Here is a 12,815-nt window from a genome sequence, read left to right as displayed (position 1 = left end):
TTTAATTATTATTATTTTATGTAGTCAAAATTGATGTGTTTATTTATTTTTAAAATTAAATTTTTAGCCATTAAAAATAAATGAAAGTTCTTCACTTTTACAAAAATAGTTTGCCAGAGACTGTGGGTGGCATCGAGCAGACAATTGATCAGATCGCACGCACTACTGCAGCTTTGGGTATTGAAAACACCTTTCTGACCCTAAGTAATTCACCCTCCGAGCGCCCCACTCCTTTGCACGGATATGAGCTGATTACAGCTAAACGCGATTTTGAGCTGGCCTCTAACGGATTTTCTTGGCAATCCATCAACCTTTTTAAGGGGCTTGCTGCCAAGGCTGATGTAATTCATTACCATTTTCCGTGGCCCTTTGCCGACTTTATTCACCATTGGACCTTACCAAACAAACCTTGTGTAGTGACCTACCATTCCGACATTGTTCGGCAAAAGCTACTTTTGCAACTCTACCGCCCTCTTAAGTTACGATTTCTCAATTCAGTTGATCATATTGTTGCAACTTCGCCAAATTATCTTCAGACTAGCAGTGTGCTGCAATCCTTTGCAGATAAGACCTCTGTAATTCCGATTGGCTTAGATCATCAAACCTATCCAAAACCTTGTGCAACTCTTATTAACTACTACAAACAGTGTTTTGGTGAACAGTTTTTTCTTTTTATTGGGGCATTCCGCTATTATAAAGGCCTCAAGTTCCTTATTGAAGCGGCTAGAGAGGCTCCTTATCCCATTGTGATCGTGGGATCAGGCCCTCTCGAAGATGAATTAAAAGCAGACACCCTCAAATACCAATTAAAAAATATTTTTTTTGTAGGTCAGGTGAGCGAAGAAAATAAGAGTGCATTATTGGAAGCCTGTTATGGGATAATTTTCCCATCGCATCTTCGCTCTGAAGCTTTTGGAGTTACGCTATTAGAAGGGGCTATGTTTAGCAAACCGCTGATTTCTTGTGAGATTGGTACGGGTACTACCTATATTAATATCAATCAAGAAACTGGAATAGTAACCCCTCCAGCCGATCCAAAAGCTCTAGCCAACGCCATGACCTGGCTTTGGAATCACCCAGAAGAAGCAAAAAAGATGGGGGAAAGAGCTCGCAAACGCTATGAAGCCTTATTTACAGCAAAAAGAATGTCACAATCGTATTTCGAGCTTTACCAAAAACTACTGAATTATTAAAGCGCCTCTCAATTTCAGAATCGAAAGTCATACTGATTCTCATTAAAGATTCTCTATCATCGAGAGAGCGCATACGATTAATCACTTCATCGATAAGTAAGGCATCTTGAACTACTTCTATCAACTTATTTCTTCAGTTGGGGTCGGCGCCATTTCTTTTGCGCTAAGTCTTTTTATTGCGAGACAAGTAGGGGCATCTAATTTTGGGCAGTACTCCACAGCGTTGGCAATTGGTTCAATTCTTGCCATTGCATTGGATGGAGGTCTTCGTAATTTCCTCACACGTGAACGCACTAAACCAAGCGGTCATCTCAGCAATCTCTATGGATTATTGCCACATGTTGCCATGGGGCACTGTCTCATGGCGGCGGTATTGGCCAGCTTAATCTGCTTGCTTGCATTTCCTGGGCAGATTTACCTTGGTCTTGGGATTATTTGGTGCTTTTGGGGCGCAGTAATTACACAATATGCCTCCGCAATGTTAAGAGGTGATGGCAACCTTAAGGCCGACTCACTTTGGCAACTCAAGCAACGAATACTCACTGCCACCTTAATTGCTATCACTGTTTTTCTGGGCTACTTTGAGGCATGGCAATTGCTACTCACTTGGGCTGCTGGAGCCTTATGCGCCAATCTCTTTTTTAAAGAAGGGTTTCGGTTTAAGCCGCTCCTAAAGCCCCTACTATCATCAGAGCACAAACTGTATCGCACTCTATTGCCGCTACTATGGATCGATTTGGCGACGATTATTTATTTTCGCTCTGATTTGATTATGCTCAGAGGCTTTAAGATATCGGATAGTAATATTGGCCAGTATGCCGCAGCCTATCGCCTAATTGAGGCAGCTATATTAGTGGCCAGCCCGATCTCAATCATCATCTTTCGCAAGGTCCGCCTTCTACATGAAGAGCAACTCTTGCAAACAAAGTACATTATTAAGTCGCTACTAGTTAGTGCAATTTTTGGTTTAGCGGGCTTTGCTTTGCTAAATTGGATTGCATACCCTCTAGTGCAAATAACTTATGGGGTGCAATACGATCAAGCGGCAGGCTTTTTACCTATCTTGGGCTGGATGATTGTCCTGCTTATTCCAAACACGGTGCTCACACAAACTGCATTGGCTCTAAACCTCGAAAAGTCTTATGCAGCAACTGCAACATTGGCAGCAATTTGCAATATCAGCCTGAATTACCTTTTTATCCCAGAACATGGGACGGTGGCGGCGGCTTATAGCAGTATTGCCACAGAATTTATATTAATGATTGGCCTATCTATAGCCGTCTTCAGAAGAAAAAAGCACTAATACAATTTCTGAATCAGAATAAACGGGATTATTAAGGCGGTATGTGCTGCCTGATTCTTATCGACCAGATCTATTGCTCGGATTATTGATGATGAGAAATTCCGGTGCCCGAAATCGAACGATTGACCAATAAAGCCAAATGTAACTAATTGAGAATATTAGGGCAAACAGTTTCAATAACAGGTGATACCTCCAGAATAACAAAGCCGGGATTACCGCCAATAAACACAGCACCCATAAATACGGCGAGGTTAAGGCATTCCGCTGTACCCTTAAGTAATCTTGCGCATCACCTGTTGACCATCGTACAACACGTCTATATATCAGCTGGTGAAGATGTGATGCATCCGGCATACCAGGGTGAGACTTTTTAATAATGACACGTCGATAAATCGAAAAGAGGGTCTCAAAAATTGGGTAGAAACAGAGAAGAAGCGGAAACCACTTAGACACTTCAGGATGGCGGGCAGTTAAAAGCACTGAAAGTTCAGCAATCCAAAAACCTACAAAATACGCTCCCCCATCACCTAGAAAAATTAACCCTCGGGGGTAGTTTAAAAAAAGGAAGCCTAGCAAAGCACCAATCATCGCTATTGAGGCAATCATGATTGCATGATCACCCACCTGAAAGGCTACATAAGTAATGCCCAATAAAATAATCACCGCGACCATAGAAGATAAGCCGTTGTATCCATCGATAATATTAAAAGCGTTTGCCACACCTCCTACCGCTACACAAGTAATGACAATGGCTAAAACTGGGTAAGTCAGCATTAAATTATCTAAACCCAATATCTGCACACTTGTTAACCACGCATGAAGCAAATAACCGGCAAGACCTGCAGAGACCATGGTTGCCAATAAGCGAAAGCGAACTCCGACTTTTTTGGTGACGTCCTCGGCCAAGCCCGATATAAAAGCTGGTAGCGAGGCAGCCGCTAGGAGTAACCCAAAAGATCCGACTTCAACATTCTGAAAATGACGAACTAGGAGAGCCGCCAAAACTGCGATTAATATTGCCAACCCGCCGATGCGGGGTACAGCTGAGACATGAAACTTCTGAATCCCAAGTAAATCTGAATCAGCCGTGTATCGGGCATGCAAATGACTGTATCTAACAATCCACAAGTTGACCGCTAATGAAATAAGAAATGAAATTGCTAGAACGGACATGTAATCTTGTGAGCTTTAGATAATGTAAGGCTTAATTTTAGGCTAATTTAAGAAATCTATATATAGTAGCTATAAAAGTTACACCCATTTAAGAAGTATCTCAATGGTGATTAAGAGCTGATTATTTCCCTAATGAGTTAATAACTGCAGCATTCATTTTTTTTCTATCGGGATCTAGAAACCAACCCCATTTATTGAAATATTTACCTACATTAACGCTATGTATCCATAGCATCTTGATATTTTTATAGGATTCCCTTGCATGGTCATGAATCACTACAGCGCCTGGAAAGAAAATAGTTTTGTACTTGGAATGCATTCGCCTTGTTAGATCTATATCCTCTCCATACATAAAGAAGGATTCATCAAATAAACCAATTTTTTGTAATGCACTCACACGAAACAGCATAAAACAGCCCGATAGAAATGGCACGTTCATTTCTTTTTTGTAGCCAGTAAAACGAAGCTCAAATTTATCAGCCCTCGCTTTTGCGATCCTCTTCAGGGGCCCTATAGCAAAGCGCCTTAACACCAAGTCCAAGGGTATCGGAAGCAGCTTACATAGATACTGCAGGCTCCCATCGGGATTAATGACTTTAGGCATCAGCTGCCCAATTTCTTTGTCATCACAAATCCGAGAAATCATTTTTTGAAGTTCAGACTCCCCAAAAGATATATCTGGATTAAAAATAAAATGAAAATCTGAACCTAATTTTATAGCCTTTTTGAGTGCAATATTATGCCCGGAGCCATAGCCTATATTTCTTTGGGTTCGGATATATTCAACTGGAAGATCCTCAAAGACGAGCTGCTGATTGGGCTCGGGAGAATTATCAACTATAAAAATTGCATCGATACAGCCTGAATTGTGGATACAGGCAAGAAGTCTATTAATTAGGACTCCTGCCGTGTTGTACAAGACGATTGATGCCGTAATTTTATGATTATTCAATTGTCACCATGGATATGCATTTTTATTCTTTACAGCAGTAAATTATGAAGTAGATCTTAAAATTAAATAAGCCTTAGAAATAATCAGGCGACGTACGAATTTACACCAAGAATAAACGCAAAGAAGCATCCATTGAAAATAATTAATATATTTCATTTTCAAAAGATTCTTATAGTTATCTAGATCCCCCATTTGCATCTCCAAGAGTTGAGAGCTTAAACCTGTCTCACCAAAAGACTTCTTATAAGTTGCGGCCAATGGCACTTTAAGTTTTAATACTTTTGCACCACTAAAAAAAATGTCCAGCCAAAGCATATGATCCTCCATATGGCGGCGATTTTCAATAAAGCGCTGAACAATATCTCTACGTAACATGACTGATGGCGTAATAAAAGGGTTGGATAACAAAAGACCTTCCTTGCTAATTGAAATTACATCAGACTCCGCATTTAGATGCCAATCTGGGAGCCCGTCTTGCGGCAAAAGAATTCTAAACTCGTGACCACTAAGCTCAACGTCTGGATGAGTACGCATATAACCGTATTGAATTTCAATTTTTCTACAATGCCATGCATCATCAGAATCAAGAAACGCAATATAAGGATACTTTGCATATTTCCAGCCCATATTGCGTGCAAAAGATACACCAAGATTTTGATCTAGAGCAACAACCTGAATGCGATCTTGATGGCGAGCTTGCAATTGGTATAGAAGATCTAAAGTGCCGTCCATGCTGCAGTCATCAATAAGAATAATTTCTGCTGGAAGCATCGTTTGCGCCATCACTGACTCAACTGCACGAGAGACTGTCGACAAACACCTGTAGCATGGAATGACTACTGTAACTGGGGCGGCAGCATTCATCATATGGCTAGAGAAAATTGACATTTCATTTTTAATCTAGCGACACTATTGCTCCACGATATTTGCTAGAGAATTGTAATATTTTAAAAAAATATCGCTTGTTAAAAAGACTCTAGTTTCATTACGCATGTCTTGGAGGTCTTGATCACTAATGGAACTGACCTTTTTCCATAGCTCGCCCCATGAAGAAAATTGTCTGGCATCAATAAAGAGTTTCGGAGGAATCAATGAGTTAATATCTGGTGCTCCCCAATAGATTGGAATAGTCCCAGCATAAAAACAATCAAATATCTTTTCTGAAACATAACCCTTCATTTCCATATTCTCAAAACAGAGACTGTATTGGTAATTACTCAAGACCTCATATTTTGATTCGCATTCGCCCTTATAGATTGACATTAATTTACTGAGGTGAAGCCAGTAAGGTAACCAGAATGAAGTTCGAGACCACCAACGCCCCCATCCCCGCCCATATAAATCAACTATATTAAACTTGAACAAAGTGGCCATTGCATAAATACGCTTACTGTAAAGCTCATGGTTCATTTTTTTAGGCTTATGATTGCCATTGATCACCACAATCCTTTTAAGACGCTTGGTCCGCCCCCAAAATTTCTCCAAAATGCCCCAATAGGGCTGAGGCCAATATAATTTTTCTAGTCTAGTCTGATCAACTCCGTTTAGAGAGTATCCATCACCTACTGTATTGTGAACATAGACCTTATCAAATTTCCTTGTCAACTCAGGCAAAGCTTCGTATAGCTCTGGCGCCACTACTGGTGGCTCCATAATCAAAAAACCTTTAAGCTCAATTTCATTATTTTCGGGCTGAGAAAAGGGCTCTTCCAGTATTCCCAAAGAATAATAGCAATGTTTAGCATCCCTAATACCGCCACTCGACAATAGGTCGGGAGTATTGATCGAAATATTTTTAATGCTTAATTCATGCTTCAACCGATGAAATGGTAATAAGGTTCCATCGCGGTTTAATCGCAGATCAGATAAATCAAAGAGTTTGTTATTTACAAAATGTTCAGAGGGGGGATTTATTAAAACGGATTGTCTGAGATTTTTCATATACCTCACCCGCGCTCATTATTTTTAAGTTTATTTAGAAACCTATAAGATTTATTCGATAAACTAAGAAAAATCATCATCTTCAAAAAAATACCGCCCGCCAGGGTTTTAAATCCTAGGCGCGTTGAAATTGCCGCATTGAGAGAATCCCAACATATCAGACCCTTCAGAAGATTCTTAGCTTCCAATGACTCTCCATTTGCCAATAAATTAGATGCACAAGCTACATTTTCATGACGCAACAGCCAGCCATAATGTCGAAAATCTTCTTTTGACAATATTTTTACTACTTCTGGTATAGATAAGTAATGATCCATTACGAGAAAAAAATCTGTCTTACTAGTTCTTTTTCGAATCTTATCCGAATACTGAAGTTGACTAATCCTATATCGCATGAGTGGCTCATTAATTACCGCTATGGGTGCACTACTAGCAAGCCTTAACCATGTATCAACATCGGAAGCTGAATTGAATAAACTACTACCCCACTGTCTAATTACATTTTTATAAGTTTCTGTTTTAACCATAGCACTAGGGCAAACCAGAAAATTACGACGCAGTAAGATTGTTTTTAATAAATTTTTGAAATCATATATTGCAGTATCCCCTTTTTTGCAAAAAGGCGGCGCTAAAATTTCTGAAAGTAAAGTCCCATTCTCATCAATTGTGTGTGCCGCAGTAAATACTGCGCAAATATTGGGATTAGATTCAAGAAAGTCAACTTGTCTTGAAACCATCTCGGGATTGTATAAATCATCCGCATGAAATATTGCGGTGTACTTGCCTTCAGCCAGTTCAATGCATCTAGTGAAATTGCCTTCGCCACCTACATTTTCGCTATTACAGTGGATCTGAATCCGCTTATCCGGAACAGATTTAACAACATTAACCGTACCATCTGTAGATGCGTTATCTGAAATATGGATAACCGTATTTTGATAGGTTTGGGCCACGATAGAGTCAAGCGTCTCTTTTACTGTTACCGCAACATTAAATGTAGGGATGCAAATACAGACTAAAGGTGACTCATCAAGCATTTGGTAAGCCCATTCTTTGAAAAACCACATTAAAACGCTGGGCAAAGGTGTGATTACGAATAGTACGAGAATAAGCAGCCTGCGCAATAGATTCTCGCAATTCGTCATGAGCCAAATAAAATTTGATCTTATCAATCAAATCATTTACATCGACATATACCGCAATTTCTTTATCAATTTCATAGCAGTTAGCCAACCCCTCCACAAAGTATGAGAGCTGAAAAGCATTACACCCATTCACCTCAAATATCCTTGCCTTTAACTGCTCAATAGTTTTCTTGCTACGCAAGCTACTTTTGATGGCGTGCAAAGAGGATGTTAGATATCTAACATCCCATGAGGATGAGTTTGTAAGATTCAAATTAATTCGGCTTTCATTAAACACCCGAATCATGCCCTCTTGATCAATTTCACCATTAGGCCAACCATAGCCAAATACCTCCACTTTAATGCCCGCTTTTTTGATTCGCTTAATTAACCATTCCCGATGAGGGTGCCATCCACCAACAAATGACACATCATATTTTTTGGGGATCTCTAAGTTACGAGAAATCTTTTCATTGCACCCAAAAGGAAAATAAATTGCATTTGGCAAGCCAATTTCACGATATTTGCGCTCACCGTAAAAGTCTGGGGTAGTAAAGAAGTCAAATTGTTTTGCCCAAAACCGAGAATAATCAACTCTCCACGTGTCATCATGGAAAAAGCAAATCGTTTTGGTATATCGGCGCAGTTCATCCACAACCTCTGGATTAAACTGATCAGTATATAAAGAAAAGAGGGTGATTGCCGGTTTCCACTCTTGAACTAATTTGAGCAATTTTTGATTCATTGCACATTTTCCCAATACCTTAATCTCAGACAGGTAGTCAAATAGCTCTACTTCATAACCCATTTGCTTTAGAGTTAGATAAAAATTAAAGTACTCGAATGAAAGCTCTCTGCTGGGGTCGCCGTAGCCATGCTTCATACATACAACTAAAATTTTCACGCTCCCCCCATTTTTAAGTGCTCTTGCAGAAAATAATATTGCATTGATAGATAAATTAACCCCATAAAACCTAGAAATTCAATGGTAATTATCCAGGTGGTATTTTCTATAAAATAATGAAATAAATTCGACACTACCCACATTATTAGGGAAAACAATATAGCAACCAATATTTTAGAAGAACAGACTACTCCACCAACATTTTTTACAAACAATATATGAAAGATTAAAAGCATTAAAAATCCAGAAACGGCCAAACCTATACCCGCACCAACCCCCCCATATGTAGGCACTAATATTACGCATAATCCAACTGAGAAAATGGCTCCAATTAACCCGGGAATAATGAGCATTCTGGTGCGCGTAAATATGTGTGCAATTAGTGTATAAACACCTACCAATGCCCTCGACAACTCTGCCAAAGCTCCCCAGATTACAAAATTTGAGGCGCCTTGGAAATTAGGACCCAATAACAACTGAGTTAACTCAGACGAAGTGGCAATGACAAATGCAGCAGTCAATAAGAGCGACGGAATAACAACGACAGCATACCTATTCCATGCCTGAGCTTGATTGCTTGCGGAGATTGTATTTGCATCTCGATACAACATTGGCTGAAAATACGTAGTCAATATCGATTCAAATGCGGCAATAATGCCAGCACTAATGCCGTAACCAGCCACAAACAAACCCAACTGCATCAACCCCAATTGATCCCCCATGAGATAGCGATAACCTTGACTCTGAGCCCAGCCTAAGCCAGCTGCAATGGAAACCGGCCATGCAAAATGAAATAAGTTATTGAGATTTTGCCTGCTGATACCAAGGGGTGCATATACTAAACTTTTAGTTTGCAGCTTATCGCATAAGACTTTTGAGCCCAGAAATGCAAAAATTGCTTGGCCAAATAAAATACCCAGAAGCCAATATTGCGCACTTAACTCTATTGCACTAGCTAATAAAATTGCACCAATAAAACTGGCTAGGGTCGTTGCAAGCGATAGAACTAAAAATTCTTTGCTAAATCCCAACATATTTAGAGATGGGATGGAAGTTTGATTTATCGTATTAATTATTAAAGAACCACATACCAAAGTAATCAACCATGGAAGTGAAATTCCAATGCTTAAAATATTGTCTACATTCAAGAGAGCTACCAATATGGCAGCAATAAAAGCGATAAATACCAAATACAACGAATATCGCCATAAATAGTATTTTGCCGCACCACTGAAATACCATGCATGCAAACGACGATTAATAAACATGCCAACAGGATTAATCAGAAAAAGTGTGAAGAATCCAGCGGTAGCAACAACTAACGACACCTTCCCCATCTCTGGCGGAGACAACAGTGTAGTGCCAGCACGCATCATTGCTAATGCAAGCATGAACTGCAGTAGTCTTCCAAGGATTACTTTAATCAATTCTTACCAGTCAATTATATTTTCTAAATTTATAAGTAATCAGATGTAATTTTCACAGAGAATCTTTGAAGATAAACTATTTGCAGTTTTAATATCACTCTAAATTACTAGCTTTATGTAATTCATTTTGACTTGCAACTAATCCGCATACACTTGGATCAAGTGCTTTTAACGCTAACCTCTCAATTAGCTTAGGTTCATTAATTAAAGATTCGAGCATCCAACTACCAAAGCCGGCATCTAACAAGTGATCTTCCACTGTCACAAGTTTCTCAAATTTTTCCACTTGATTTGTCTGGAGATTTTTTTGAGTTATACCCCATAGCGGCAGGCTGTATAAATCGTGGTCGAGATATTGACCTCCTTGCTGCCAATTTTTGGCAATTTGCAAACCATTACCAGTTGCTAAGATGGCTCTATTTTTCGGACCACTGCTATTAGTAATTCTCTGCCATATCCCTGGCTCTATTGACGGGACTGAGTCATGAAGACATAACTCCCCAGCCTTTCCAAGTCTTAAATAGGATGGCTGAGGGTGGCTAGTTAAATACCGCAAACAAGCTCGCACCTCCATAGGATCGCCGGGCGCTGAAATCAGCATATTAGGCATGGATCTCATGAGGGCATAGTCCTGCACAGCATGATGTGAGTAACCCAAGTTTCCATATGCTAAACCTCCACCAACGGCTACTATAGTTACTGGCAGCTGATGATAGGCAACGTCATTTCTAATTTGTTCAGCACACCTAAAAGTGGGGAAGTTAGCAATTGAATAAACAAACGCATGACAACCCTCAGATGCCAAGCCCGCAGCCATACTCATCATATTTTGCTCTGCTACGCCAGCATTAAAAAATCTGTCTGGATAAGCATCTTGAAATGGCTCGACAACAGAAAAACCCAAATCCCCAACCATTAATACAATATTCGAATTTGTCTTCGCAAGCTCTACTAACTCTTCAATAAACGCGTTACGCATAGTGAGCCTCGATTTCTTTGAGAGCTTGAGCAAGCTGATCTTCATTTGGACTACGATAGTGCCAAATTACCTGGTTCTCCATGAAGCTAACACCCCTACCTTTTATTGTGTGGGCAATGATCGCTTTAGGCTTCCCAACCTCCGGTGCCTGCAAATTTTTGGTTAAGGCCAAATGATCGTGGCCATCCAAATCAATTACATGCGCTCCAAATGCCTTAAATTTATCCGCAAGAGGCTCTAGGCCCAAAGTCTTTTCAATACTAGTCAAGCTTTGCAGCTTGTTGTAATCAATAATCATGGTTAGGTTATCAAGCTGATGATGAGCGGCAAACATCAGCGCCTCCCAATTGCTGCCCTCATCTAGCTCACCATCACTAAGGATAACAAAAACACGCCAATCTAATTTCTTCTTCTTAGCAAAAAGTGCCTTACCCACACCAAATGGAAGGCCGTGTCCAAGAGCGCCAGTAGAAAACTCAACGCCAGGAACTTTATGGCTAATATGGTTCATTAAAGCGGAATAGTTATCACCATAACTTTCCAAATCTTTTTTTGGAAAAAAGCCTATTTCAGCCAATGCGGCATACACGGCTACACAAGCATGCCCTTTGCTTAGGATCAATCGATCTCTTACGCTATCTTTAGAATTCTTTGGCGACACATTTAATATATCTGCATACAGCACAGCCACTATATCCGCAATCGATAATGCGCTTCCAATATGCGAAGCCTTGGCCTTGGTAACCATTTTTAAAGCACTTACTCTGATCTGTTTAGATAGCTCTTTACTTGATATGGGCATATTTCATATTCCAATTAACGGTCTTGCTAATGGCTTCTCTTAGTTGGATCGTCGGGCGCAGATCCATCTCACTAGCAATTTTATTTATATTAGGTATATATCTATCAGAAATTCCATTAGGGGGCTGATGAACTTTGACCTGAATATTAGGATTGACTACCTCCTTAACGAGATAGGCTAACTCTTCAATAGAAAATACTTGATCGCCACCTACATTGAGTACCGTATCTGGTAAACCATTAACTAGAATTTTTAAAAGCCACACACACAAATCAGATGTATATAGATATGTTCTGAGAGGGGTGCCATCACCTTTAATTTCTATATCCTCATCAAGCAGAGACGATTTAATAAAATTACCAATTGCAAAGTGCTGGTCTAGCGGCAAATATGGGCCCACGAAAGCAAAGCATCTTGCCACCTTTACCTGCATCAAATCAGCTCTTGACTGATAGGTAATCCACTCTGAGAGTTGTTTTCCCAAGGCATATGCAGACTTTGAGGATTGCAGGTCAACGCCCCCACACTGACTTTCTTCAAGCCCATCAGCAGAAACAGGAGAATTTCCATATACCGCACCGGAACTTAGCAATAAAAAACTTTGACAACCCCTTTTCCCAGCAAAGGAAAGAATGTTATTTGTACCGTCGACACAGGCACCAAGAATATCGATTAAATTTTTTTGTCTCACTACATCAGTCGCGGCATGAATCACAAAATCAATTTTTTCGACAGGAAGCGAATCTATTTCATCACGAATATCAGCTTTGAAGAGCTCAAAGCATGCATGCATTTGAAAATGTGGGTACTTAGAAAAAAATGATTTTGGATCTCTAGATATTGCAAATATTTTTAAATCTAAATTATTTTTTTCATTAATCCATAGAATGGACTCAAGGATATTTTTTCCAATAAATCCTGTCGCCCCCGATATAAAAATCACCTTACTTCTAAGTTTTTCAAACTCAGGTCTTAGGGCCTCATTAATTTGAGTAAGATCTTCAGGGGGGCACAAAT

Annotated in this window: 12 protein-coding genes; 2 read left to right on the top strand and 10 right to left on the bottom strand. The window is 39.7% G+C overall.

Going from position 1 to position 12,815, the window contains the following annotated elements; translation table 11 throughout:
- Positions 1-122 precede the first annotated feature (122 nt).
- Both ICV36_RS01740 and ICV36_RS01735 read left to right on the top strand, forming a co-directional pair.
- Positions 123-1,193, top strand: coding sequence for a glycosyltransferase (locus ICV36_RS01740; RefSeq protein WP_371743206.1), 1,071 nt, complete (start codon positions 123-125; stop codon positions 1,191-1,193).
- Between the two features lie 106 nt (positions 1,194-1,299).
- Entirely contained in the window at positions 1,300-2,496 is a 1,197-nt protein-coding gene (locus ICV36_RS01735) for an oligosaccharide flippase family protein (RefSeq protein WP_215400836.1), read from the top strand.
- Positions 2,497-2,553: 57 nt separating this feature from the next.
- Here the strand turns inward: ICV36_RS01735 and ICV36_RS01730 are convergent, their stop codons facing one another.
- From ICV36_RS01730 to ICV36_RS01685, 10 genes are all read right to left on the bottom strand, one after another.
- On the bottom strand, positions 2,554-3,669 hold the full coding sequence (locus ICV36_RS01730) for a glycosyltransferase (protein WP_215400835.1): 1,116 nt from the start codon (positions 3,667-3,669) through the stop codon (positions 2,554-2,556).
- A 121-nt stretch (positions 3,670-3,790) separates the two neighbouring features.
- Complete coding sequence (locus tag ICV36_RS01725) at positions 3,791-4,621, bottom strand: glycosyltransferase (RefSeq protein WP_215400834.1); 831 nt, start codon at positions 4,619-4,621, stop codon at positions 3,791-3,793.
- Positions 4,622-4,663: 42 nt separating this feature from the next.
- Positions 4,664-5,509, bottom strand: a complete 846-nt coding sequence (locus tag ICV36_RS01720) for a glycosyltransferase family 2 protein (RefSeq protein WP_215400833.1) — start codon at positions 5,507-5,509, stop codon at positions 4,664-4,666.
- Positions 5,510-5,530: 21 nt separating this feature from the next.
- Positions 5,531-6,562: a glycosyltransferase family 10 domain-containing protein gene (locus tag ICV36_RS01715; protein WP_215400832.1), complete on the bottom strand. Its 1,032-nt coding sequence runs from the start codon at positions 6,560-6,562 to the stop codon at positions 5,531-5,533.
- Between the two features lie 5 nt (positions 6,563-6,567).
- The gene (locus tag ICV36_RS01710; protein WP_215400831.1) at positions 6,568-7,599 is read right to left on the bottom strand and encodes a glycosyltransferase; all 1,032 of its coding nucleotides are present in this window, start codon (positions 7,597-7,599) and stop codon (positions 6,568-6,570) included.
- A complete protein-coding gene (locus ICV36_RS01705) occupies positions 7,592-8,431 on the bottom strand; it encodes a glycosyltransferase (protein WP_215400830.1) in 840 nt (279 codons plus the stop codon). Before ICV36_RS01705 ends, ICV36_RS01710 begins: the two co-directional genes overlap by 8 nt.
- Before the next feature lie 155 nt (positions 8,432-8,586).
- A complete protein-coding gene (locus ICV36_RS01700) occupies positions 8,587-9,981 on the bottom strand; it encodes a lipopolysaccharide biosynthesis protein (RefSeq protein ID WP_215400829.1) in 1,395 nt (464 codons plus the stop codon).
- Positions 9,982-10,111: 130 nt separating this feature from the next.
- Positions 10,112-10,996, bottom strand: a complete 885-nt coding sequence (locus ICV36_RS01695) for a transketolase family protein (protein WP_215400828.1) — start codon at positions 10,994-10,996, stop codon at positions 10,112-10,114.
- A complete protein-coding gene (locus ICV36_RS01690; RefSeq protein ID WP_215400827.1) occupies positions 10,989-11,798 on the bottom strand; it encodes a transketolase in 810 nt (269 codons plus the stop codon). Before ICV36_RS01690 ends, ICV36_RS01695 begins: the two co-directional genes overlap by 8 nt.
- Positions 11,782-12,813: an NAD(P)-dependent oxidoreductase gene (locus ICV36_RS01685; protein ID WP_215400826.1), complete on the bottom strand. Its 1,032-nt coding sequence runs from the start codon at positions 12,811-12,813 to the stop codon at positions 11,782-11,784. Before ICV36_RS01685 ends, ICV36_RS01690 begins: the two co-directional genes overlap by 17 nt.
- Positions 12,814-12,815: the final 2 nt, after the last annotated feature.

It is taken from the genome of Polynucleobacter sp. MWH-UH35A, assembly GCF_018687075.1.
GTDB lineage: Bacteria > Pseudomonadota > Gammaproteobacteria > Burkholderiales > Burkholderiaceae > Polynucleobacter.
The sequence above is the reverse complement of the archived record's forward strand: the minus strand, read 5'-3'. Positions and strand labels throughout refer to the sequence as shown.